Source organism: Shewanella oncorhynchi (assembly GCF_030848765.1).
GTDB lineage: Bacteria > Pseudomonadota > Gammaproteobacteria > Enterobacterales > Shewanellaceae > Shewanella > Shewanella oncorhynchi.
The window spans coordinates 4646656-4670949 of record NZ_CP132914.1; the positions used below are offsets into that span (position 1 = coordinate 4646656).

Genomic DNA, 24294 nt, shown 5'->3' on the forward strand with positions numbered 1-24294 from the left:
AGTTCAATCTAATGTCACAAGATACGTCTGTGAAATCATATTTTGCTCAATGCTAATACGGCACTAGGCTCAGTGGTGGTTCGCTAAGGGCAAATAATTGCTCTTTGAACGCCAAAATCTGCTGTTCCCAATACTTTTCATCCCCAAACCACGGGAAGTTCATCGGGAAGGCCGGATCGTCCCAGCGACGGCCAATCCACGCGTTGTAATGCACCATACGCAGCGCCCGCAGCGGTTCAATCAAGGCTAACTGTCTTGTATCAAACTCACAAAATTCTTCATAGGCTTCGAGTAAAATCTCCAGCTGCATCAGTTGCTGCGCTCTATCCCCGGTTAGCATCATCCATAAATCTTGAATCGCCGGCCCCATGCGAGCATCGTCTAAATCGACGAATCCGGGACCGTCTGGCATCCACAAAATATTGCCTGGGTGTAAATCGCCGTGCAAACGAATGGCCGCAAAATCTTGGCGATCCCAAATCGCATTCGCCTTAGCCAGCACCTGCTCTACTACGGTAAAGAACGGCAAGCGTAGGCTATTAGGCACCAAATTAGATTGCTTTAACCACGCGAGCGGCTCGGCGCCTAAAATCTGCGGATTCAGCGGTTCACGTTCAGCAAATACCGTTTGCGCCGCGTACTGGTGTATCCGACCGATGAACCGACCCACTAATTCCAGCTGCTCTAAATTATCGACTTCGAAGGCGCGACCACCCAAGGAAGGAAACAGGGTAAATCGATAACCTTGGTACTTGTGTAACGTATGGCCTTCGATAATTACAGGTACGGCAATCGGGATATCTTCTGCCGCGAGTGCGAGCGCATAATCATGTTCCTCTTGGATCTGCGCATCGCTCCAACGGTCTGGGCGATAGAACTTCACCACATAGCGCAGTCCTTCATCGCTACGGAACTGATACACGCGGTTCTCGTAACTGTTCAGCGCGAGTAAGCCCGTTTCCGGGTACACGCCCAGACTTTCGATCGCATCTAAGATCAAATCCGGTGTTAGGGCTTGAAAATGGAACTCTGCACCACTGGAACTCGTGGCCGGTGGCGTCATATTCTGACTCATATTCAGTTCACTCTTAGGTGAGGTTGCAGCAAAGTGGCTAAGTATTCCAGCACCTCAAAATCGGCTTCTCGTTCGGTCGAGAGCCAGCAAATGTTGCCGTAAAACTCATAATTGAGCCATAACTGGCTGCCTTCAAATTCTAATAACCATTGATGCCTGTCGGCGCCCCACTGACGCTCGCGCACAGTGCAATCGAGCGCCGCAGCTAAAGGTTCGGCAAAATCGGCGAAACGATCAAAATCGATATCCGCACTGACCGCTAAACTTAAGGCGCTTTTATCTAAACTAATGGTATCTAAGCTCATGGCTTTTAAATGTGTGCTTGGTAATTTCATGCTTGTTATCCCATCAACTACTACATGACATGATCAAACCTTGGCCCCAGTCCGGTGGACGCTTGGCTAAGTCTTCATGCTCTGCGTGTTCGGCAAAGGGCTGAGTTAAGATTTTTTGCAGCAAATGCAGCGGCGCAAGATTACCCTCTTCTACTGCGATTATCGCCTCTTGGGCTAAATAGTTACGCAAAATATATTTGGGATTCACACTATTGCGCTCAGTTTGCCACGCAGGGATATCAGCCACCGCGCCCAATCGCTGTTGATAGGCTTGATACCAAGCATCAAACTGACTGACATCGATAAAGTCATCCCGCAGCGCACTGTGTTTGCTGGTTGGATCTAACTTGCCTAATTGACGCCAAGTCTGAGTGTAATCGAGTTGATTTTTCTCCATCAGCACAGTAAATCGACCTATAAGTTCGAGATCCTGTTTGTCCTGCTCCACCGACGAAACATCAACTGCAGATAGACCTAGTTTTGCCCGCATCAAGCGCAAATAAGGCTGCACTAGCGCCTCTTGGTATTGATTAAGAATGGCAATTAAGTCATCGGATGGGATCACAGGTGTGAGCGCCTGCGCTAAACGTTGCAAGTTCCACAAACCGACGCCCGGCTGCTGACCAAAGGCATAGCGACCTTCGGGATCAGAATGATTACAGATAAAGTCTTCTTGGAATGTATCGAGGAACGCAAAGGGACCGAAGTCAAAACTGTCACCTAGAATCGACATATTGTCTGTGTTCATCACGCCATGGGCAAAACCGACCGCCTGCCAATGGGCAATCATCTTAGCGGTATCTTGCACTACCTGTAAAAACCACGCTTTATAGCCTGCGGCATCACAACTCAAATGGGGATAATGCTGAGTAATAGTGAAGTTGAGTAATTGAGTCAGCTTATCGGCACGACCGCGCTCACTGTGGCAGAAAAACTCGAAATGACCGAAACGAATGTGGCTGCGAGCTAAACGTACGGTAATGGCTGCGGTTTCTTGGCTCTCACGCCATACGGGCAAGTCAGAGCCAATCACGGCCAAAGCGCGAGTCGTCGGCACATGTAAATGATGCAGCGCCTCAGAGACTAAAAACTCACGCACGGCAGAGCGCATCACGGCGCGGCCATCACCACGGCGCGAATAAGGCGTCGGACCGCCGCCTTTAAGGGCGACATCCCATGCGCCATTTGGACCAATCGCTTCACCTAAAATGATCGAACGTCCATCCCCTAAGCGCGGCGTGTAACCGCCAAATTGGTGGCCGCTATACACTTGGGCATAGTAGGTCGCGCCATCGACGGCAGCATTGCCAGATAAGCCCAATAACAGCTCATCGCTGGGTTGGCTTAAGCCTATCAATTGCGCGGCGTCATTACTCCATGCCAGCCATTCAGGCTTAGTTATCCCTTGTGGATATACTTGCGAGTAAAACTCAGGCAGCTGAGTAAAAAAATCCTGTTTAAACTTCATCTTGTCCACCTATTGGCTCATGGTCTTGCAAACCAGCACCGACTTATCGTCGAACTCGCATAGGTGCCCACATTGATAAGATCCAAGGCCAAAACCACTCACGCCAGAACGACTTAGACGTTGCATACCATGAGCCTTGCTCTGGCATTGCTCTAGAGAATCGTAGTAACCATTAATATCTTCGGCCTGCAAAGGTGTCACCGGAATGGCACTCACATCGGGATAATAAAATAGGGTCCATTCTGGGGTTTTAGTACAGCCACTGAGTAGCAATAATCCAAGCCCGAATAAGACATTCGGTAAGGCATAGCTTAGTTTCATTTTTCCCCTATTAAGCCCATAAAAAAAGCGAACCTTAGTTCGCCTTTTGCGCATTCAGTTAGCAGGGATTCTACACTGCTTAGACGAGGGAAATAACCGCTTTTCGACTAAGGGTTTACCCGCTAAGCGCTCCCTACAACATATCAAGCCGTGGTTGCTTTAGTCTGTGCTTTCTCAATCCGGTTGATTCGGCCCTCAAAGCCAGTGACAGTGCCATCGCTCAGCCCAAGCTCGAGTGCTTTACGACAGATGACAATGGCGGCATCGAAGGCTTGGGTATCATTTAGCAAGGTGGCTAAATGCAGGAAACCGGAAGATTTAAGCTCAGTATCTTTGCCTTGCTCGGCGCTAGCCGCTTGGAACAGTGCAATATACTCTTCCGCTAACTGAGCACCATAGTTGAGGTAATCCGCCGATTTACGCTGTTTGTAGCATTCAGCTATCATATTTTGCAGCGCGATATAGCGAGCACTGGCTGACGTCGCTCCTTGATACTCCTCAAAGGCCCGAACTAAGGTCACATTCGCCCAAGCCCCTGGCGCACCGACCTCAGAACGTGTGTTCGATGCTGGCTCTGCTTCAGTCTTAACGTCATCTTGTTCATCTGCAGGCGTGGTGCCTAAAATGATCACCGTCTCTTCATTATGGGCAGCAGGAATATCGACTTCGATGATATCTGTGTCTAGCGCCACCGAAATGCTCGCAGGGCTTTCGGTCTCACGGGGCATTAATTCGGCTTCAACTTCGATAACGGGCTCTACTTCAGCCACGCCAGTATCATCAACCCTTTTAACTGGCTCAGGTTCTACACGCTCGGGCTCAGCAGCGGAGAAAATAGGTGCCTCTTCGGTGGGAACTACAGGTTTTACCGTGGTCGACTTGGGTTTCATCGCCTCTTGTTCTTCTTTCGCCAATCGCTGCGCGCGAAGGAATAAAAACACCCCGACAGCAATCAGTATAAATACGACTAAGATCTTCATTCTTGTTCACCTTTGATGGCCGCTTCTCATCAGAAGCCGTGTCAATGGGTTTGCCAACGTCCATCAGAACAGTGTCCATGGCAACCGAGTCTAGCTAAAAATTGAGCAGAGATTAACCGCTATTAAAGTCCATTGTGTCGGTGCAAATCAAGTATTTATGCCTTTTTATACGATCTTGCGCTCAAATAGTTATAGCCAATTGCGCTAGACTGGCACAATCGAGTTCCCTAATCCCCCCATCCACCTGCTTATAACAAATATAAGGAAAACCTGATGCAAAGTATTCTTATCGTGGCCCATGCCAGTCCCTACGGAACAGAAAAGCTATTTAATAGCTTACGCATCGCATTAGCCCTGAAGGATCAGGACGAGCAAGCGGTCGATCTTAAACTTTTTCTCATGTCAGATGCCGTGTTTGGCGCACTCAAAAATCAAACCACACCTGACTTAAGCTACAACCTGCAGCAGATGTTTGAAATTCTCTCGGCACAGCAAGTTCCGATTCTACTTTGCAAGACCTGCGCTCAAGCACGAGGTGTCACTGCGGAAATGATTATCGAAGGTGCGCACATAGGCACACTACAAGATTTAACTCGCTGGACACTGGCCGCCGACAAAGTGATGCATATCTAAGGTTTATTTTTAGGTGTGACATTGGGGATAGTTGGATTATTTAAAGCCCCATTTTGTGCGCACCTTCATAAATTGGCGCTTTCGTTTTGTCAGCGCCAATTTCACTGCCTATGATGGGATATCCGAGTGACAAGCTAAGGTATTCCAATGGGCACAGCCACACTGCTTACGGGCAAACTCCTGTACGAACACCAAACCATTGCCGCAATGGTGACAATTTATTGCAAGGCGAAACACCAAGGCCAAGACGCGACGAGCCTATGTGCAGATTGCATTGAGTTATTGGATTATGCCGCAACACGCCTAGATCGCTGCCCCTACGGACAAAACAAACCCACCTGTAATAAATGCCCAGTGCATTGCTACAAACCCGCGCAGAAACAAATCGTCAAAGAGATCATGATCTTTTCTGGTCCACGGATGTTATTACCGCATCCCGTTCGTGCAATCAAACACTTACTCGCGGAACGCATTCCCGTTCCCAGCGTTGTGCCTGAGGCTGCTTCAAATCGCCATCAGCGCATAGCAAGCCAACAGAAAAACTAACGGCGATACTTTTACCGAGCCGATTTCCCTGATATAACAGGGCTCGAGGTATCGCATATGAACGAGTTTCATAGTTTTTTCACTCAAGCTTACTGGTGGTTGTCATTATTTGGAGGCGTACATTGCCTCGCGTTAGCTATTTATATTCGCTATTTTTATCACCCAGACGCTAACCAAAAACTCCTCGCCGCTTTCTTAAGTCTTATTGCTCTATACTTTCTCACGGGTATGTTGAACCGCGATAACAGTCCAATTCCCATTCATATCCTATTCAATCTGATTAACCCTATCTATTTTTTGCTCATGCCTTTGCTCTATCTCTATTGCAAACGCAGTTTAGCACCAACCAATAAACCGCTAGGGTTTTCAAAGCATTACTGGCCATCTGCATTAACATTAGTTTTCGCCATTTTAGATATTGCCCTAAGATTAACTGCGCATCCCATCAACGAGTGGCAACCCATAGCTCTGATGCTTAAAGAAATGAGTATCAGCCAATGGGGCGCTCTACTCCCAGCGCTGTTATCTGTACAAACCTGTTTTTACTTTATCGCGCTGTGGATGTTGTTTCGTCGACATAAACGCAATCAAAGAGATGTCACTCAAACCCAAGAGGCGCTCGGCACCATTCGGTTTCGTTGGCTGATAAGCTTGACCTTGGCCATGTTATTGAATTGGTTAATCCGCGTATTTGTGGTGATCTTGCCTTTCTATCTTGGTGATAATCTATCGCTACTTTCCCACGCATTGCCAAGGCTGACCTTACTACTGAGCATGTATATGCTGGCGGTGTATGGGCTAAAGCAAATCACCCGCTCTGCCTACTTAAAAGGCCGCATGGCCGAACCAGAGCTAGAGCAACGCCCACTCGTCATTGAAAATATTCTCACCCCAGAGGAGTATGACTTTTTGCATCAAGTTCAGCAGGACGATGCAGAAAAAAACCAAGGTTCTTCGCCACCTAAGAACTAATTGGCGAAACTGCACTCCAATCATCACCACCAATATCACTCCAACCATTAAGTCGAACACTGAACCTAAGCTGACACATATGTCACTTTTGGCTGTCATTTGTGTCGATAAAGGCTAGTCTGGAACAACTAAAGACTTGAAGAGGCGTTACCATGAAATCATTTTTAACAGCCATTGCGGCATCAACATGCCTTATTGTGAGCCTATTTGCAGCCCCAACTGTACATGCAGATGAAAGCTACGATCAGGCTGTAGTCAATTTCCAAAAAGCGAAAGAAACCAGTAAATTTTTCGACACAGCCTATGGCTATGCTTTATTCCCAACTGTGGGTAAAGGCGGAATTGGGATCGGTGCAGCCTATGGCAAGGGCCGAGTCTACCAAGGCGGTGCCTATATGGGTGATTCGAGTCTGACTCAATTATCCATCGGTTTTCAATTAGGTGGACAAGCCTACAGCGAGATCATCTTCTTTAAAGATGCCAAAGCCTATGAAGCCTTCACGAGCGGCAGTTTCGAGTTTGACGCCCAAGCGTCGGCAGTTGCCATCAACATGGGAGCAAGCGCTCAAGCAGGAACCACAGGCAACTCAGCAGGCGCAGGCCAATCGGGTGGTAATCGCTCAGCAAGCGGCTCTTATATCAACGGTATGGCGGTATTTACCGCAGCAAAAGGCGGCTTAATGTTTGAAGCCGCTCTTGCGGGTCAAGCCTTTAGCTTCGAGCCTAAAGCTAACTAACACGAACCATTCGACTGTGATATCAAACGGCGAGCCTAAATGCTCGCCGTTTTTTCTTAAATAATTACCTCAAGCTTCTGACTCAGATGTTCTAACTAAAACCAAGTCATTAGAATTGAGCGAAATAAGTTGAAATGCATATTTAACTTAGCGAAGTAATAATAAGGGGATATGGCTTTTACTGATCATCCTTGTGGTATTACTACCCACAAAAAACTCCCGAATACGCGAATGACCATAGGCGCCCATCACCATAAGATCGATTTGATGCTCAAGTTGATAGATCTCAAGGGCCGTTTGCACTTCTCCCTGACAAACGGTGGTAACCACATTGAAATCCGCCGCAATCAGAGATTCAGCCACCAACGCCAGTTCAGCTGTCGCCTGCGATTGATCATCAGACACCATCACTAAATGACATTCGAGCCCTTTAAGTAGCGGACTGCTTACAACTCGATCGAGAGCTTTTCTTGCGGTCACACTGCTATCATAGGCGATCATAAATCGAGTCGGTGCAGTAAACTCGTCCATCACCACTAAAATAGGCTGCTTAAGCGTGCGAATGACGTTTTCTAAATGGCTGCCAATGGCCTGCGTCTGATCTTGATGCTGCTCCCCTTGACGGCCCATCACCACCAGTCTGGCATGGGATTCTTGCTCTAACAGAGTTTCGACTAAATCGCCGTGACGCTGCAAGGTTTCAACCACGACTGCGGGTTGTGCCTCCACGATGCGCGTTTGCGCATCTTGCAACATATACTTACCCTGCTCGAGTGCCAGCTTGCCTCGGCGCGCTTCGAGCTCAACCATTTCATTGAGTAAGTGCTCCCGTGTACCTAGACCAATATTTCCTGACAGATTTGACTCTATCGGATAAGCAGACTTATCCAATACATGCAATAGAGTTACTGGGGCATCCAGTTGCTGAGCGGCCCAGCTACTGGCGTCACATACGGCGAGTGTCACTTTTGAACCGTCGATACAGGCAATCACATTTGTCATCGTATTTTCCTTTTAGTGTGTTGCTAAGGGCTTAGTGACCAGACATCATGTTTTCAACGTCTTCAGGCTTATCGTGCACCCCAAATTTATCGACTATGGTTGCACTGGCTTGGTTAAGGCCAATCAACTCCACTTCAGTTCCCTCGCGACGGAATTTAATCACTACCTTGTCTAGGGCCGATACCGCAGTAATATCCCAGAAATGCGCTTGAGATAAGTCGATAGTCACCTTATCAACCACTTCCCTAAAATCAAATGAATTACTGAACTTATCTGCCGAGGCAAAAAAGACTTGCCCAATAACTTGATAATGGCGACCTGCGTCGGCAGCAGCCGTTACACTCTTAACCACCATAAAACGGCCCACTTTATTAGCAAAGAACAGGGACGCGAGTAATACCCCCACAAATACTCCCATAGCTAAGTTATGGGTAGCGACCACCACAGCAACGGTCGCCACCATCACAAGGTTGGTTGATATTGGATGATGCTTAAGATTACGAATTGAATCCCAAGAGAAAGTACCGATAGACACCATGATCATCACGGCAACCAGTGCCGCCATAGGGATGAGCTTTAACCATTCGCCGAGGAATACAATCAATATGAGTAGGAATACCCCCGCTGAAAAGGTCGATAACCGTCCGCGACCACCCGATTTAACGTTGATGATCGACTGACCAATCATAGCGCAACCGGCCATACCGCCCATTAAACCCGCGCCGATATTGGCAATACCTTGGCCCTTACACTCGCGGTTTTTATCGCTTTGGGTATCGGTTAAGTCATCAACTATGGTGGCTGTCATCATAGATTCCAGCAAACCCACCACGGCAAGGCCGGCCGAATAAGGGAAGATGATCATCAGAGTTTCAAGGGTCAATGGCACTTCAGGCCAGAGGAAAATAGGCAAAGTATCAGGTAGTTGTCCCATGTCACCGACAGTACGAATATCTAACCCCATATAAACCGCAAAAAGCGTTAATCCGACAATACACACGAGAGGCGAAGGTAAGGATTTACCAATCACAGGGATAAGTGGGAATAAATAGATAATACCAAGACCTGCAATCGTCATCGCATACACATGCCAAGTCACATTGGTCAGTTCGGGCAACTGGGCCATAAAGATCAGAATCGCCAGCGCATTCACAAAGCCTGTCACCACAGAGCGGGAGACGAAACGCATCAAGCTTCCTAGCTTTAAGTAACCCGCGGCAATTTGCAGCACACCAGTTAATAGGGTCGCCGCGAGTAAATACTCGAGGCCGTGTTCCTTCACTAAGGTCACCATCAACAACGCCATAGCACCCGTTGCGGCAGAGATCATTCCAGGACGACCACCTGTAAACGCGATGACCACTGCGATACAGAATGAAGCATACAGGCCGACCTTAGGATCGACGCCTGCAATAATAGAAAAGGCAATCGCCTCAGGGACTAACGCCAGTGCAACCACAATACCGGCTAACAGATCTCCGCGTATGTTGGAGAACCACTCTTTTTTCATGGTTTGTATCATGTCACTCACTCTGATTGAAATTTAATCATATCTTCCAATAGCTAATATCAACACTTGACTCAAATGTCAGCGCATAGCCAATAAGGTACTTATGCGTCAAGGTGACGAAATGCAATTGGGATTATGGGGTACTGCAAAACAACTACCGAGTCGGTAGCTACTAAGGACGGATCTTAACGATCCAAGAAGGAAGGATTAAACTAATGCGGCTTAATGCTCATCACCGAAAAATAACCTCACTTATATGAGCCAACTCAAATTTGACTGCATTAAAAATAGTTGTGCTATTGGGAATAGCGACATAATGACGTGTATAAAACAGGCCGGAGTATAGAGAGTTGTTTGCTCAAAATCAAAAAACTTCAGTTAACATCAGAGTGATTAAAATACCCACCATACTTTGGTGGGTATTGAATAAAAACAACCGCAACAACTCAGGGATAGCTTAGGTAAGTATTAAGCACCATCTGATATCGCTTTATGCCGAGGCAGTTTGATTGAGATAAGCGCCGCTAACGCAATAAATGCCGCCGATATCCACAGACAAGCCGCCATGCCATACACTTGATACACCCAGCCAGACAACACAGTCCCGATCAAGCGTCCCATAGCATTCGCCATGTAGTAAAAACCCACATCTAACGATACGCCATCTTGATCCGCATAACTGACGATAAGATAGCTGTGTAATGAAGAGTTGATCGCGAATAAGGCGCCAAACAGCATCAATCCCCAAATCAGTATATTCGCGGCATGAAAGTCATAACTTATCGCCAGCGCAATGCCTGCTGGCACTATGCTCAATATCGCCGCCCAACCTAAGGCGCTACGTCCATCGGGAACCTTGTTTTTGCCCGCCGACTTTGTCCCCGTCAAGCGAGGTGCAAAGCCTTGCACTATGCCATAACCTATCACCCAGAGTGCGAGAAAACCGCCGACATACCAATGATCCCAACCAAAGGTTGAGGCCAAATAAACGGGTAAAGCCACCACAAACCACACATCCCGCGCACCAAACAAAAACATGCGTGCGGCAGAAAGCGTGTTTACCGCCGGACTCTTAGAGAAAATTTCCGTGAACTTAGGTTTGTTTTTGGCTTTACCTAAATCGCGCTGCAAACTTAACAGACTAAAAATCCACACCAGCAATAGGCCAATTGCCATACCTAACACGGCCAGCTGGAATCCAAACAGGGTCAGTAAGGCGCCGCCCAAGAAGAACCCCGCGCCCTTTAGCGCATTTTTGGAGCCAGTGAGCATGGCAACCCACTTATACAGCTCACCCTGAGCATCATTGGGCACCAACAACTTGATACTGCTTTTAGCGCTCATTTTATTGAGATCTTTAGCGATACCCGACAAGGCCTGTGCTGCCATCACCCAAGCAACCGTGAGCATACCGCTAGGCACAAGCAGCATGCTAAGGGCGACAATCTGCATAAATAGGCCCACATTCATGGTCTTATTTAAGCCTAAACGCGCCCCAAGCCAGCCGCCGACTAAGTTCGTTACCACCCCAAAGATTTCATAGAAGAGGAATAGCATGGCAATTTGCAGCGGGCTATAACCTAAGCCATAAAAATAGAGCACCACTAACATACGTAATGCGCCATCGGTAAGCGTGAATGCCCAATAGTTGCCTGTGACCACCAAATACTGGCGGATCTCGGGTGATATGTTAGACAAGAACCCTGTCAGCTTAGCCATAAAGCCTATGCCTTATCCATCAGACCGACCATGCGGGCCAGTTCGACGGTGCGATTGGCATAACCCCACTCGTTGTCATACCAAGCGTAGAGTTTGACCTGAGTGCCATTGATAATCATGGTCGATAGCGCATCGATAATGCTCGAACGCGGATCGGTTTTATAATCGACTGAGACTAATGGACGTTCCTCATAACCTAAAATGCCTTTTAGCGGTCCGTCTGCCGCTTCTTTTAACAGGCGATTGACCTCAGCTTCGGTCGTTTTGCGACTCACCTCGAACACGCAATCGGTTAATGAGGCATTCGCTAATGGCACCCGCACGGCATGGCCGTTGAGCTTACCTTTGAGTTCAGGGAAAATATGGGTAATGGCTGTCGCCGAGCCCGTCGTTGTGGGGATTAAGCTTAAACCACAGGCCCGCGCACGGCGGAGATCTTTATGCGGTGCATCTAAAATAGTTTGAGTGTTGGTAATATCATGAATGGTTGTCATGGAACCATGCACTATGCCGAGGTTTTCGTGGATCACTTTAACGATTGGCGCCAAACAGTTAGTAGTACAGGAGGCCGCAGTCACAATAGGATGAATAGCTTTGTCATAGAGTTGATGATTCACCCCCATGACAACGTTTAACACGCCCTCTTCTTTAACAGGCGCTGTGACCACAACGCGTTTAACGCCTTGATCTAAATAAGCTTGCAGCACTTCTTTGGTTTTCATCTTACCCGAGGCTTCAATCACCACATCGCAGGCGGACCAATCGGTTTCCCCGATGGTTTTATTGCGAGTACAGCGAATACGCTTGCCATCGATAATGATGTCATCGCCATCGCTGCTCGCCTCATATTGCCAGCGGCCATGCACAGAATCGAATGTCAGCAAATGGGCTAAGGTCGCCGCATCCCCTGCGGGATCATTAATCTGCACAAACTCAACCTCATCCCAGCCCCAAGCGGCGCGCAGTGCTAAACGTCCCATACGGCCAAAGCCATTTATCCCGATTTTGATTGTCATACCTGCATCCTTCACACTCAGTTTTATATTAGGTGTTTTATATTATTTGTTTAAGATTAAAGCGTTATCTGTTTGATATAGCCACGTTGATGCCCTTCTCGTGGGCAATGGCTGTAATAATCTCAGCGGTTTTTGTGCATTTGGCACATCCACTGCCTAATACTTTGATGTTTAGCATTTTTATAATTCTCACAGAACGGGACCTATAGCGTTAAAGATCCAACCGATTAAGGTGAATGAAATCAATAAAATGGCAAAAACGATGGCCAGCAAACGCCATTGCATTACCTGCTTGAGCAAAATGAACTCAGGAAAACTGGCGGCAACCGTTGCCATACAAAATGCCAATGTCGTCCCTACGGGCAAGCCATTAGTGATAAGGCTCTCCATGATAGGGATAACCCCTGTGGCATTGGAATACAGAGGAATACCAATCAATACCGCCGCAGGAACTGACCACCATTGACCATCGCCTAAGTGGGCTTCGATCCAACCGTCAGGCACAAATCCATGGAGTGCGGCGCCAAGCCCAACCCCAATAATGACCCATTTCCACACTCGGCCAAAAATCTCTAGGGTCTCGCCTTTCGCAAATTCATGTCGCTCGGTTAACGTCATGGATGTCGATGTCATACCCTCGCTATTATCGCGACTTGCTTGCGCCTGACCTTGCTCGAGTGCTTTGGCGGCAAAGGATTGCAGCCAACGCTCAGCGCGAATCGTGTCTAAAAATGCCCCCGCCAACATACCCACTGACATGCCGACTAGCACGTATATCACAGTGAACTGCCAGCCCAGCAGACTCACAAGCAACAGAACGGCAACTTCATTAATTAACGGCGAAGTGATCAGAAATGCCATAGTGATCCCAACGGGGATCCCCGCGGAAGTGAAACCTAAAAAAACCGGAATACTCGAACATGAGCAGAATGGGGTAACAGCGCCAAAACCCGATCCCATAACGTAACCGACAAAACGATTTTTACCCGCCAAGTAATCCCGAACACGCTCGACATTGAGCGAGGCCCGCACCAAAGCGATGCCATAAATCATCAGCAACAGGAGCGCAAAAATCTTAGTGGTATCTTCAATAAAAAAATGGATGGCGTCGGCGAGCTTAGTATTGGGCTCTAAGCCCATCAAATCAAAAGTTAACCAGCTCGCTAAATCTGAAAATATTTGCAGCATTGTTACGCCACCTTAATATTAAGCAAAACTTTAGACACGTAAACATATGAAAAAACGTATATTTGAGGTTAAATTTTTGCTGCTAGTCTTCTAGCAGCAAGCTTTAGCACGGTCAGGACGCCCGCCCATCTTGCACAAATTACGCATATTTTCTTCAAGGAATACAGTGTTTTGGTTGGTAACTTCACTCAACACTAACTGACTCCATTCGGGTAAGTCATTATTGATACGATAGAAAATCCATTGCCCCTGACGGCGATCAACTAATAAACCGCATTTACGTAATTGGGCCAAATGTCGCGAAATCTTAGGCTGGGTCTCTTGCAATGCCTCGGTCAATTCACAGACACAGAGCTCCCCCTCTTGCTGTATCAACATCATGCAACGCAAGCGGGTTTCATCGGCTAAACATTTAAAAAACTGGGTTGGATTAATCATTGATGCCCTTAGACTGAACTAATACAAACATTTTGATCCTTTTGTTAACTTTCCTAAAGGTTCATTCAAACAGCAAGCTGTGAGCGGTAAGAAACAACACTCGTTTTTCATGGCTATGGATCTTTTGGAAAGACCTTGTACAATATATACGAATTTTCATATATGTAAATATCCGTATATAAGATCACCTTAAGTTTCACGCATTAGCCAAAATGGTATTTAAGTATAGTGTTCAACACTAAGATATATACGAAAATTCACATATAAAAAATCATTCAAACCCACCGACAATATCGTTAGGTGAGGGCATTATTTTATGGTTACGGGTAGACAATCTCTACTCTTTGAGGAGCTGGTATGTGGTTAGCAGGGGCAATTTTTGTTCTCACCATAGTGTTAGTAATTTGGCAACCTAAGGGGTTAGGCATAGGTTGGAGTGCTACCTTGGGCGCCGTATTGGCCCTACTACTGGGTGTGGTCCACTTAGGGGATATTCCTGTGGTATGGAATATTGTCTGGAATGCGACCGCCACCTTTATTGCCGTGATCATCATCAGTTTATTATTAGATGAGTCGGGATTTTTCGAATGGGCCGCGCTACATGTGGCCCGTTGGGGCAAAGGTCGTGGCCGTTTACTCTTTACTTACATAGTGTTACTCGGCGCTACTGTTGCCGCATTGTTCGCCAATGATGGCGCGGCGCTGATCCTCACCCCGATCGTAATTGCGATGTTACTGGCTCTGGGCTTTAGCGCCGGAGCAACCTTAGCCTTTGTGATGGCGGCGGGTTTTATTGCCGATACCGCAAGTTTGCCGTTAATTGTCTCTAACCTAGTCAATATTGTTTCAGCAGACTTCTTCAACATAGGTTTTAACGAATACGCCTCTGTGATGGTGCCCGTCGATATTGCAGCTATTAGTGCCACCTTAGTCATGCTGCATCTGTTTTTCCGCAAAGATATTCCCGCGACCTACGACTTGCAAAAACTGCGCGAACCTAAGACCGCCATTCGCGACCTCAACACCTTTAAAACTGGTTGGGGAGTATTAGTCTTACTCTTGGTGGGCTTTTTTGGCTTAGAACCCCTCGGTGTGCCCGTGAGTTTAGTCGCTGCCGTGGGTGCCCTGATCCTGTTTATTGTCGCGAAAAAAGGCCATGCCATAGATACCACTAAGGTACTTCGCGGCGCGCCCTGGCAGATAGTGATCTTTTCATTAGGCATGTATCTAGTGGTTTATGGTCTTCGCAACGCAGGCTTAACCGATTACCTATCAAGCGTATTAAATAGCTTGGCAGAACAAGGGCTTTGGGCTGCCACTATGGGCACAGGCTTCTTGGTCGCCTTTTTATCGTCCATCATGAACAACATGCCAACGGTGTTAATTGGCGCCCTGTCGATAGACGGTAGCAATGCCACCGGCGTGATTAAAGAAGCCATGATTTACGCTAACGTGATTGGTAGCGATTTAGGTCCTAAAATCACCCCCATCGGCAGTTTAGCAACCCTGCTATGGCTGCATGTACTGGCGCAGAAAAATATTAATATTACCTGGGGTTATTATTTCCGCGTCGGCATAGTGATGACGCTACCTGTGCTATTTGTCACCCTAGCGGCACTGGCACTGCGCCTCTCCTTCTAATCTTCGTCCATGGGCACTAGAGCATCTGTTTAGTGCCTATGGATAAATTTATAAGCGATTATTTATCAGAGACATGTTATGACTAATATGATTGATGACAGCATTAAGATTTACCACAATCCAGCCTGTGGTACATCGCGCAACACTTTAGCATTGATCCGTAATAGTGGAGTCGAACCCCAAATCATCCACTACTTAGAAACGCCACCCTCCCGCAATGAATTACTTAATTTAATTAATGAGATGAAAATCTCTGTGCGTTCATTGTTACGCAACAATGTTGAACCATTTGAACGACTAGGACTTTCTGAAGACACATTTACTGATGAAGAACTGGTTAACTTTATGCTGACTTATCCCATTTTAATTAACCGTCCTATCGTCGTTACGCCGCGAGGCACAAAACTCTGTCGCCCATCTGAGACAGTGCTTGATATTTTAACCAAAGCACAACAAGGCCCTTTCACCAAAGAAGATGGCGAAATCATCATTAATGAACAGGGACAAAGAGTTCGCACATGAAACCACTAAACCACGATATGCCAGCGCTCAAACAAGAATTAATGGTTAATAATATGGATATGGACTGTTTTAATCTAACTCCTTTAACCCATCCGCCTAGAATACTGATGCTTTATGGCTCAGTACGAGAGCGCTCCTATAGCCGACTGACGACGGAAGAAGCCGCTCGACTATTAACACACATGGGCGCAGAGGTGCGTATTTTTAACCCTTCTGGACTTCCACTTCCTGATGATGCGCCTGACAGTCATCCCAAAGTCATGGAACTAAGAGAAATGGTACGTTGGTGCGAAGGTATGGTGTGGTGTTCACCAGAACGCCACGGTGCGATGACCAGTATTATGAAAGCTCAAATCGATTGGATCCCTTTGGCTGAAGGTGCTGTCCGGCCTTCACAAGGTAAGACATTAGCAATAATGCAGGTGAGTGGTGGTTCACAGTCCTTCAACACACTAAACCAAATGCGTATATTGGGACGATGGATGCGCATGTTCACCATACCCAACCAGTCTTCAATCGCAAAAGCTTGGTTAGAGTTTGACGAGGCAGGCCGAATGAAACCTTCGCCTTACTACGATCGTGTAGTTGATGTTATGGAGGAATTGATGAAATTCACTTTACTCCTGAGGGGCAATGTTAATTTCCTCACGAACCGATATAGCGAACGCAAAGAAAGCGCTTCAGAGCTATCAATCCGAGTAAATCAAAAAGAAATATAGATTAAACACTAAAAGTATTCTCAACTATGGAGCAAAAGATTAGCCCAGCGCCAACTTTTGCTCCAGATAAGAACCATCACGCCAAATAAGTACATTCCAAATACACGAGTGAGACCTAAATCCTTAAAGCCAGCTAAAAACTCTCTGTAACTTGCTATTAAAGATGCAATTCGTCCATTTGCTTGAATTCATGTTTAATCTGTTGATATTGCAATGGCCATTCATCGTACCAAAGAGCAAACTCCTCTACAGGCATAGGCCGAGCAATGCCATAGCCTTGGCACAATTGGCAGCCCAATTCAGCTAAACTTTTACCATGGGCAATGGTTTCAACACCTTCAGCAATCACATTAAGATTAAATACTGACGCTAAGCGGATAACACCCTCCACGATACGCCAATCATCTTCGCTATCGAGCATACCTCGCACAAAACTCTGATCAATTTTTATCGTCGATATGGGTAATTGGCGTAAATACGTTAACGACGAATAACCTGTACCAAAATCATCTAGGGAAAAATGGACTCCCAAACGCTTACATTCCTGAAGGATATCAATTGCCAATGTCATATCTTCAATGGCGGCACTCTCTAAAATTTCCAATTCTAGATCCGAGGCTGTCAAATCGGGATATTGCATTAACGTCGATTTTAAGAATGCGCTAAAGTGTTCAGCCAATAGCTGCCGAGCGCTTACGTTAATACTTACTGCTATCGGGCGACCACTCTGTTGCCAATTCTGCCATTGTGCTACTGCAGTATTGATAACCCATTCACCTAAAGCAATTTCAAGATCACTGCCTGCAATATCCGGTAAAAACTCACTCGGACCGACTATACCTCGCAGTGGATGACGCCAACGAATTAAGGCTTCCGCACCAATAATTTTACCGGTAGCGAGATTCACTTTTGGTTGGTAAAACATCACAAATTCATGACGTTCAAAAGCTGACTTAAGTTCTTCTAACCAAGTTCTCCGAGCAATAATGTTACGATCAATGTCAGGATCAAACATTTGGAAACGATTCTTACCTGCCGATTTTGCCATATACATGGCTTGGTCGGCATGGCGCAATAAAATGTCGGGGTCAACGTTATCCTCTGGATACAAACTCACGCCAATACAAGCCGTTAAACAAAGATTTAAATCACCGATTAATATCGGCTGATCGACCGCCGCCAGTATTCGTAATAGTACTTGAGTACATTCTTCCTCAGACATCATCTCAAATAAGATAACGAACTCATCGCCTCCTACCCGGGCCAACGTATCTTGCTGCCGAATCACCACAGACACATTATTTGCAATCGCGATCAACAGTTGGTCACCAACCTCATGGCCATAACGATCATTGATCACCTTAAACCCGTCAAGGTCCATAAAACACACGGCACAGAGACTGCCATTACGTTGAACATGGGCAATCATTTGCTGAAAACGGTCTAAAAGTAAGCGACGATTTGGTAATCCTGTAAGTGCATCATAATTTGCCACGCGATCTAACTCAGTCTCATGGGTCTTTAATAACGTGATATCGGCTTGGGTTCCCGAAATCATCAACGCTCGACCTTGACTATCCTCTTCAACGACCCGCCCCTTACACAATATCCAGCACAGCTCGCCAGTCTTTTTAATGCAGCGCACTTCCAACTCTATACTGCTTGTTTTATGGATGAGATGCTGTAGAACCTGTTGCTCTATATTTTGCACATCTTCGACATACACATATTGACGCCAATTATTAACCGTCAGCTTCATCTCGCCAGCTTGATATCCCAAAATGGCTTCAAATCTTGGGCTGATTTGCACTTCTCCAGTAACAGCATTCCAGTCCCAGAATCCTTGTTCAGAACCTTGAATAACCCTTTGCAATTGTGCTGTTTGAGCCGCTAGTTGTTGTTGAAGCTGTCGCGCATGGGTAATATCTTGCACTGTACCGTGCAATTTAAATATCTTACCGTGCGGATCACGCTGTGCTTGACCCCTAGCCATAATCCAACGATGGGCACGATTAGGATCTAGCAACTCAGCTTCGCATTCATACTCTTCTCCCGTATGCACACATCGCATCACCAGCGTACTTAACGCTTGCCAACTCTCAGGAGTAAATAATTTCTGCACTTGTTCTATCGAAGGGGCGGCTTCTTTATATGGCAAGCCATAAATCACAAAAACCTGTTCAGACCAAGTATGCGAATCAGTAACTAAATCCCACTCCCAACTGCCAATCCCTGATAATTGTTGTGCTTGTTTTAATCCCAACTCACTAATGAGTAAATGTTCAGCATTTTTTTCTTGAGTCGTCACATCCCTTGCTATTCCAAATAAGCCACAAATTGCACCTTGAGCGTCAAACACAGGACCTTTGGTCACTTGAAAAATGGCTGCTTCACCCTGAATATGTAAATACTCTTTATGTGTGGTGACCATTCCGGACACTAATACAGTGCGATCTTTTTCTTGGATAATATCAATAGAGTCAGCATCAAAAATATCAGTGTCATCTTTGCCCAAGATGTCACTCATACTCTTGCCGACAAAGGTAGCGGCACCTTGGTTGACCAAGATGTAACGCCCCGCCAAATCCTTCACAAAAATACCATCGGTTGTTTGAGAAACCACAGAATCGAGCAGTTGATGATTCACATCCAATTTCTGTAATGAGGCACGTAAATAGCCGCTTAGTGCACTGATCACTATGCCGTAAACACTTAGACTAATAAGCTGTAACCAATCTACCGAATGAATATTGTCGAGACTATTGGCGGTTGGATGAAGATAATAGACACACAGAACAGAGAGACATGTCGCGACTAATCCGGGGGCGAATCCGCCACCAATAGCGCTTAATGAAATGGGCAACATAAAAATCAGCAATAGTAAACGCTGGTGCTGCTCAGCTGAAAGTGAATTGGCAAACCATAGCGTTATCAGCGTAAAACTCAATATCGCAATGTATTTAAGCCATGAGATATTACTTATCGCTACAGAGCGAGCAAAGGTTATTTCAAGCAAATTACCCGATGGAGCATTATGACGGTCAGGAACGGCATTCAGAACAAAAAGTAGGATAAAGGCACTGGTAAATACAAAGAAAAAACCTTTAGCGAGGGATAAACGAAACACAGTTTCTGTGTCCGTAAATACAAGCAACAATTGATCGGATAAAAAGATCCATCCAAGCGCCGCAAGCGCATAAATAGCCACAGCTAAAATAATATATTGAGTCCGAGATTTATGATTATGTACAGTATTGTCAACCATCCTAACTCCATCACAACTAGCGCCATCAAAACGACTCCCTTGATCTATGATTGGCACTAACGCCAGCCAACAATAGGTGGTCATTCCACAGATGAACATCATATTTAAGCTAAAGACTATAACTTAAAAAACATCAGTATAATCTAATAAAAACCCCAAAGAACAATGTACAACATAAAAACCCAACAATTTAAATACCTAAAAAGGTAGATATTACGGGTAAGGATATAGGCCCATACCTGTGAGACTAAAAATATACAAGCACTATTGAACCCCCTGTCTATAGAACTATCGCAAATGCAATGGAATATCATACTTCCTAAAAAGCTTGATTATCGAATCCTTATATAGTGGTTTGATAATGTAACCTTTAGCTCCTGCAGCTATTGCCTGCTGAACTGATGACTTATTTTTATTCCCTGTCAACATAACAATGGGCGTAATTGCATTTATTCCATTAGACTTATTAATGTGGTTAATAATATAAAACCCATTAGTATCAGGAAGATTTATGTCCATTAAAATAACGTCATATTTTTTCTTAGAAAGTAAATCTAACGCCATACGTCCAGACAATGATGTATCAAGTTCAATGGCATACGTTCTAAGAAGCATAATAGTTAAATTCAAACTAATGTGATCATCCTCAACAATTAACATCTTTGGCACTACAGGAACTTCAACTGATACAAGAGAATTTTTTGACTCCGAATACAATCGATTAAACGTGTATTTAGTATCAGGCACGGTTGGAGCTGCCTTGTTGCTAACCTCAATATGCTCCTGTTCTGGCAAAGGGGCTTCTGCGACCGTCGCCACATTTGATACATCAGTAACAACAAGTTCAAGTAAGTGCAACGCCTTACTTTGCAGTTTCAACAAAGCTGGTCTAATTTCATTAGAACGAATAAATGATAATATCTTCTTCAATGAAGCCAGATCTAACTCAGCGGTTCTATTACTTGCAAGGTGCGCTTCTGCCTTATCTAATGATTGCTCGATTTCAATCAAACTTAATTCAAAGCTATGTTCTAAATCCTTCTTGCGCTGAACACCTTTAAGAACAATCTCCTTGATATGCGAAGAGTAGTTATCTTGTACATTTACAAACTCTTCTACTTTTTTATATTTTCCTCTCAACCCAATTTCCCGCAATAAATGTGTACATATTATAATTGCTCTATGTACTTCATACATTGGCCTAGCGATTAAATAATCATTAATCACACCACTACGGTAAGCCTCGTACGCTTCTCTTTCTTGATGTTTTGGAATAAGAGAAACAACGGCATGCTCACATATTTCTACAGCCTGCAATTCCTCTATAGCTTCGTAATAAATAAGTAAAGTTTCTTGTAAAGTTTCAGCAGCAACAAGAATCACTTTTGGGGTTGATTGTTTGATTTGCTCAACAAGCTCAGCATTCGTTTTAATCACATGAATACGAGAAAAGTGACGAATTAGAACACTTATCAATAATCTATCATTATCTTGGTCGTTCGTATAGAGAACGATATGCTCAAAATTGACTCTATCCACTAGCATTACTCCTTTGCATAAAAAACTCAATTAACGCAAATAAATCATCATCAACCTCTTGCCAACATTTTAAGATAACTTTGTAATCAATAGCATTGTTACGCGAAACACGCTCTAGTTCTTGGCAAGATAAATTTAATTTTTTTGCACCTATGTAAAGAGAATTACTTTTAAGGGTGTGGCTAATTGCAGTAATAATACGAAGATCATTATCCATAATTGCAGACCTTAATGCTTCACGCTTAACAAGTAAATTACTGTAATATTGCTCTAAAAAAATAGATAACTCTTCATCGCTTATATTTTCACCTACAAAATTATATATATCTGACAAGTTGACTATCTGTAAGATGTCTACTAATTCCTGCGGTGTTTCATCACAACAGAAAAAACTATTATCAAAAGAAGTATTATCTGCTTTAACTGTAGACTTTTTTAAACTTGTATTATTTGACAAAGTGACTTTTACTTCATCTAAAAGGCCAATCAAATCATTCAATGTCAGAGGCTTTACAAGTACGCGATTTGCTCCAGCCTGCAAACATTCATCTTTACATATGTCGCCATGATCAGCGGTCAACATCACAATAATCGATGGCGCTAATTCCCGATACCCTTCAACTTCTCTAATGACGCCAATGAGGTCTGAGCCCGATATAGTTGGCATTATCACATCAGAAATAACGACATTAAATTTATTTGTCTTAAAAAGCTCAATTGCTTGCATCGGATCTTGAACACAGGAAACTATGACTCCAACAGATAATAACTGTTTTTCGATAACAAATAAGTTTTCTTGACAATCATCAATAACTAACACACTAATATTACTATAATCAGCACTATCCGAAGCCTGCTCGTCAATAATATTCAAATAATTTTTAACATTAACGAAATCAGTTACTGATTGAATTCTGAGTGGTGGATATGAAATCACTTCGTAGTCAGAGTTAGACTTAGAAAGTGACACTCGCCTTAACTCTGCAACTCTTTCTTTTCTTGTAAAAAGACTAGTTACAAATTCATTCTTTGAGATAATATCATTTTGATTCAAGTCAATAAAAAGTATTGAGCTTTCAGTTTCAAATTCCAGTAATTCATTACTTGGTAAATATAGCAACTCGAAATCAAGCTCTTTGGAATATCTTGAAACTGATTCGTGAAAAATCGAACTGTTAGTATATGCTGTTACTGAAGCATCAATATCAGAACGATAGGAGCCGCTTACATCATGCGCCGTAAAGTGATTATCTAAAGCAAAATCAATAACAAAATAGAAAACGCTACCATCACCGATACGACTAATAACCTGAAGATCACTTCCCATTGAACAACATATACTTTTACTTATGTATAGTCCTAAGCCAACACCACCATACTGACGGTAAGAATTTGATGATGCCTGCTCATACTTACCGAACACTTTTGATTGTTCCTCTTCAGTTAAACCGATACCATTATCAATAACAGAAAACTTTAGTTTTACATTTTCGAATGACTGTTCCAGAACTTCTACTTCTAATAGAATCGACGAGTCAATTTTATTGGAAAACTTAATTGAATTGGAGATTAAATTATAGATAACTTGATTTAGTTTAACTTCATCACAAATAACCCTGCGATTAAAATTTAATGGCATAAAAAAGTCTAAATTAATGTCTTTTTTATCTGCTTGAAGGCTAAACGCATCAACAACAGATTCGCCTAACAACCTAACATCTACCGAGTCATTTTTAACATCTGCACTACTCTCATTTGTCTTTTTAAAATCCAACATACTATTAATGAGTAATAAAACTTGTTTTGAAGTACTGAATGCGACAGATAATAACTTCTTATCCTGTGCCCTTACATTACCTAAACTGAGCTCAATTAAGCCTAGCACTGCATTTAATGGTGTTCTAATCTCGTGACCTAGAGTGGCAATAAAATCACTTTGAAAGCTATTCAATTGTTCCAGCTCTGAACATTTCTCTATTAATACTTTTTCTTTCTCATATCGTTTAGATTCATCTATAATTAATCCAAACCGAGTTCTATCATCAAGGAAGAAATCTCTATACTCAAAATACAACCCTGATTTAGTTTTAAAAGATAGACATATTTTTTTATTAGTTGCACATTTATATCTAAACCACTTCATAATTCTATAATTATCTCTACCAACAACCTCATAGCTAACAATATCTTGAATTAAACTAAAAAATGACTTGCCAATATAATTATAAAAATGTAAATATGGGAAAAGGTATTTAACCCCGCCACCAATAAAATCAATATTACCAAGACTATTTACGACAAGAACACCATCTGAAGTAATTTCCTGATATCTAGAGTCATCACCCGCAGGATTCTCACACCTAAATTGGCTATACTCGAAATTTTTTGTTATTGACGCATCATGCTCTACAACACAGAGCACAATAAAATTTTTATTTGCCATCTTTAATAGGCTAAACTTTAAACAGTTACTTCCTATCATTAAGCATTCATTAGGCGTGATATTCTGTTTAATCTTTTCAAAATGCTGAATTATTTTTTTCTTGGCATTTTTTAAAAAATTATTATTTGAGAAAATTTGATTCTCGCCTAACCACTCCACCTCAGGTGATAACATAAATGCACAAGAATCAAACAAGTCTAAATCAATACCATTCATCATCGCATA

Annotated in this window: 21 protein-coding genes and 1 pseudogene; 7 read left to right on the plus strand and 15 right to left on the minus strand. The window is 44.1% G+C overall.

Going from position 1 to position 24294, the window contains the following annotated elements; genetic code table 11:
* Positions 1-52: 52 nt before the first annotated feature.
* The 5 genes from RA178_RS20470 to RA178_RS20490 all read right to left on the minus strand — a co-directional run bounded on the left by RA178_RS20470 (position 53) and on the right by RA178_RS20490 (position 4179).
* On the minus strand, positions 53-1075 hold the full coding sequence (locus RA178_RS20470; RefSeq protein WP_306683642.1) for a serine/threonine protein kinase: 1023 nt from the start codon (positions 1073-1075) through the stop codon (positions 53-55).
* A gap of 2 nt (positions 1076-1077) precedes the next feature.
* The gene (locus RA178_RS20475) at positions 1078-1410 is read right to left on the minus strand and encodes a DUF3630 family protein (protein ID WP_173913160.1); all 333 of its coding nucleotides are present in this window, start codon (positions 1408-1410) and stop codon (positions 1078-1080) included.
* Between the two features lie 13 nt (positions 1411-1423).
* Complete coding sequence (locus RA178_RS20480; RefSeq protein WP_306683644.1) at positions 1424-2878, minus strand: protein adenylyltransferase SelO; 1455 nt, start codon at positions 2876-2878, stop codon at positions 1424-1426.
* A 9-nt stretch (positions 2879-2887) separates the two neighbouring features.
* Positions 2888-3199: a hypothetical protein gene (locus RA178_RS20485; protein ID WP_105250486.1), complete on the minus strand. Its 312-nt coding sequence runs from the start codon at positions 3197-3199 to the stop codon at positions 2888-2890.
* Positions 3200-3342: 143 nt separating this feature from the next.
* On the minus strand, positions 3343-4179 hold the full coding sequence (locus RA178_RS20490; protein ID WP_105250487.1) for a hypothetical protein: 837 nt from the start codon (positions 4177-4179) through the stop codon (positions 3343-3345).
* A gap of 273 nt (positions 4180-4452) precedes the next feature.
* On the opposite strand from RA178_RS20490, the gene RA178_RS20495 reads away from it, so the two are divergent.
* The 4 genes from RA178_RS20495 to RA178_RS20510 all read left to right on the plus strand — a co-directional run bounded on the left by RA178_RS20495 (position 4453) and on the right by RA178_RS20510 (position 7067).
* Entirely contained in the window at positions 4453-4812 is a 360-nt protein-coding gene (locus tag RA178_RS20495) for a DsrE/DsrF/TusD sulfur relay family protein (RefSeq protein ID WP_006083495.1), read from the plus strand.
* A gap of 147 nt (positions 4813-4959) precedes the next feature.
* On the plus strand, positions 4960-5358 hold the full coding sequence (locus RA178_RS20500) for a nitrous oxide-stimulated promoter family protein (RefSeq protein ID WP_071940633.1): 399 nt from the start codon (positions 4960-4962) through the stop codon (positions 5356-5358).
* A gap of 57 nt (positions 5359-5415) precedes the next feature.
* Positions 5416-6330 carry a hypothetical protein gene (locus RA178_RS20505; protein ID WP_105250488.1) on the plus strand — a complete coding sequence of 305 codons (915 nt, stop codon included), beginning with the start codon at positions 5416-5418 and terminating at the stop codon, positions 6328-6330.
* 152 nt (positions 6331-6482) lie between these two features.
* Positions 6483-7067, plus strand: coding sequence for a YSC84-related protein (locus tag RA178_RS20510; protein WP_105250489.1), 585 nt, complete (start codon positions 6483-6485; stop codon positions 7065-7067).
* A 147-nt stretch (positions 7068-7214) separates the two neighbouring features.
* On the opposite strand, the gene RA178_RS20515 is transcribed toward RA178_RS20510, so the two are convergent.
* From RA178_RS20515 to RA178_RS20545, 7 genes and pseudogenes are all read right to left on the minus strand, one after another.
* Positions 7215-8069 (minus strand): universal stress protein, encoded by an 855-nt coding sequence (locus tag RA178_RS20515; protein ID WP_105250490.1) that lies wholly within the window; start codon positions 8067-8069, stop codon positions 7215-7217.
* 31 nt (positions 8070-8100) lie between these two features.
* Positions 8101-9591, minus strand: a complete 1491-nt coding sequence (locus RA178_RS20520; RefSeq protein WP_105250491.1) for a SulP family inorganic anion transporter — start codon at positions 9589-9591, stop codon at positions 8101-8103.
* A gap of 456 nt (positions 9592-10047) precedes the next feature.
* Positions 10048-11298 carry an organoarsenical effux MFS transporter ArsJ gene (gene arsJ, locus RA178_RS20525; RefSeq protein WP_306683651.1) on the minus strand — a complete coding sequence of 417 codons (1251 nt, stop codon included), beginning with the start codon at positions 11296-11298 and terminating at the stop codon, positions 10048-10050.
* A 5-nt stretch (positions 11299-11303) separates the two neighbouring features.
* The gene (locus tag RA178_RS20530) at positions 11304-12314 is read right to left on the minus strand and encodes an ArsJ-associated glyceraldehyde-3-phosphate dehydrogenase (RefSeq protein WP_306683653.1); all 1011 of its coding nucleotides are present in this window, start codon (positions 12312-12314) and stop codon (positions 11304-11306) included.
* A gap of 76 nt (positions 12315-12390) precedes the next feature.
* A pseudogene (locus RA178_RS20535) lies at positions 12391-12492 on the minus strand (thioredoxin family protein); the annotation flags it as partial.
* 11 nt (positions 12493-12503) lie between these two features.
* Positions 12504-13502, minus strand: a complete 999-nt coding sequence (locus RA178_RS20540) for a permease (protein ID WP_306683655.1) — start codon at positions 13500-13502, stop codon at positions 12504-12506.
* A gap of 90 nt (positions 13503-13592) precedes the next feature.
* Positions 13593-13940 carry a metalloregulator ArsR/SmtB family transcription factor gene (locus RA178_RS20545; protein WP_105250495.1) on the minus strand — a complete coding sequence of 116 codons (348 nt, stop codon included), beginning with the start codon at positions 13938-13940 and terminating at the stop codon, positions 13593-13595.
* Between the two features lie 357 nt (positions 13941-14297).
* Between RA178_RS20545 and RA178_RS20550 the strand changes: the two genes are divergently transcribed.
* The 3 genes from RA178_RS20550 (at position 14298) to arsH (ending at position 16822) form a co-directional block, all read left to right on the plus strand.
* A complete protein-coding gene (locus tag RA178_RS20550; RefSeq protein WP_306683658.1) occupies positions 14298-15581 on the plus strand; it encodes an arsenic transporter in 1284 nt (427 codons plus the stop codon).
* 78 nt (positions 15582-15659) lie between these two features.
* Positions 15660-16103, plus strand: a complete 444-nt coding sequence (gene arsC, locus RA178_RS20555; protein WP_173248062.1) for a glutaredoxin-dependent arsenate reductase — start codon at positions 15660-15662, stop codon at positions 16101-16103.
* The gene (gene arsH / locus RA178_RS20560) at positions 16100-16822 is read left to right on the plus strand and encodes an arsenical resistance protein ArsH (protein WP_371134955.1); all 723 of its coding nucleotides are present in this window, start codon (positions 16100-16102) and stop codon (positions 16820-16822) included. The genes arsC and arsH overlap by 4 nt, the downstream gene beginning before the upstream one ends.
* Positions 16823-16979: 157 nt before the next feature.
* Here arsH and RA178_RS20565 read toward each other — a convergent pair whose 3' ends face one another.
* The 3 genes from RA178_RS20565 to RA178_RS20575 all read right to left on the minus strand — a co-directional run bounded on the left by RA178_RS20565 (position 16980) and on the right by RA178_RS20575 (position 24288).
* Positions 16980-20087, minus strand: a complete 3108-nt coding sequence (locus RA178_RS20565; protein ID WP_306683659.1) for an EAL domain-containing protein — start codon at positions 20085-20087, stop codon at positions 16980-16982.
* Between the two features lie 288 nt (positions 20088-20375).
* Positions 20376-21626 (minus strand): response regulator, encoded by a 1251-nt coding sequence (locus RA178_RS20570; RefSeq protein ID WP_158682992.1) that lies wholly within the window; start codon positions 21624-21626, stop codon positions 20376-20378.
* A complete protein-coding gene (locus RA178_RS20575) occupies positions 21619-24288 on the minus strand; it encodes a hybrid sensor histidine kinase/response regulator (RefSeq protein WP_306683661.1) in 2670 nt (889 codons plus the stop codon). The genes RA178_RS20570 and RA178_RS20575 overlap by 8 nt, the downstream gene beginning before the upstream one ends.
* Positions 24289-24294 lie beyond the last annotated feature (6 nt).

Excerpts from the sequence above, each read along its gene's own strand:
- RA178_RS20470 (WP_306683642.1), bottom strand. The coding sequence starts at position 1,075 with ATGAGTCAGAATATGACGCCACCGGCCACGAGTTCCAGTGGTGCAGAG.
- RA178_RS20475 (WP_173913160.1), bottom strand. The coding sequence starts at position 1,410 with ATGAAATTACCAAGCACACATTTAAAAGCCATGAGCTTAGATACCATT.
- RA178_RS20480 (WP_306683644.1), bottom strand. The coding sequence starts at position 2,878 with ATGAAGTTTAAACAGGATTTTTTTACTCAGCTGCCTGAGTTTTACTCG.
- RA178_RS20485 (WP_105250486.1), bottom strand. The coding sequence starts at position 3,199 with ATGAAACTAAGCTATGCCTTACCGAATGTCTTATTCGGGCTTGGATTA.
- RA178_RS20490 (WP_105250487.1), bottom strand. The coding sequence starts at position 4,179 with ATGAAGATCTTAGTCGTATTTATACTGATTGCTGTCGGGGTGTTTTTA.
- RA178_RS20495 (WP_006083495.1), top strand. The coding sequence starts at position 4,453 with ATGCAAAGTATTCTTATCGTGGCCCATGCCAGTCCCTACGGAACAGAA.
- RA178_RS20500 (WP_071940633.1), top strand. The coding sequence starts at position 4,960 with ATGGGCACAGCCACACTGCTTACGGGCAAACTCCTGTACGAACACCAA.
- RA178_RS20505 (WP_105250488.1), top strand. The coding sequence starts at position 5,416 with ATGAACGAGTTTCATAGTTTTTTCACTCAAGCTTACTGGTGGTTGTCA.
- RA178_RS20510 (WP_105250489.1), top strand. The coding sequence starts at position 6,483 with ATGAAATCATTTTTAACAGCCATTGCGGCATCAACATGCCTTATTGTG.
- RA178_RS20515 (WP_105250490.1), bottom strand. The coding sequence starts at position 8,069 with ATGACAAATGTGATTGCCTGTATCGACGGTTCAAAAGTGACACTCGCC.
- RA178_RS20520 (WP_105250491.1), bottom strand. The coding sequence starts at position 9,591 with ATGATACAAACCATGAAAAAAGAGTGGTTCTCCAACATACGCGGAGAT.
- arsJ (WP_306683651.1), bottom strand. The coding sequence starts at position 11,298 with ATGGCTAAGCTGACAGGGTTCTTGTCTAACATATCACCCGAGATCCGC.
- RA178_RS20530 (WP_306683653.1), bottom strand. The coding sequence starts at position 12,314 with ATGACAATCAAAATCGGGATAAATGGCTTTGGCCGTATGGGACGTTTA.
- RA178_RS20540 (WP_306683655.1), bottom strand. The coding sequence starts at position 13,502 with ATGCTGCAAATATTTTCAGATTTAGCGAGCTGGTTAACTTTTGATTTG.
- RA178_RS20545 (WP_105250495.1), bottom strand. The coding sequence starts at position 13,940 with ATGATTAATCCAACCCAGTTTTTTAAATGTTTAGCCGATGAAACCCGC.
- RA178_RS20550 (WP_306683658.1), top strand. The coding sequence starts at position 14,298 with ATGTGGTTAGCAGGGGCAATTTTTGTTCTCACCATAGTGTTAGTAATT.
- arsC (WP_173248062.1), top strand. The coding sequence starts at position 15,660 with ATGACTAATATGATTGATGACAGCATTAAGATTTACCACAATCCAGCC.
- arsH (WP_371134955.1), top strand. The coding sequence starts at position 16,100 with ATGAAACCACTAAACCACGATATGCCAGCGCTCAAACAAGAATTAATG.
- RA178_RS20565 (WP_306683659.1), bottom strand. The coding sequence starts at position 20,087 with ATGGTTGACAATACTGTACATAATCATAAATCTCGGACTCAATATATT.
- RA178_RS20575 (WP_306683661.1), bottom strand. The coding sequence starts at position 24,288 with ATGATGAATGGTATTGATTTAGACTTGTTTGATTCTTGTGCATTTATG.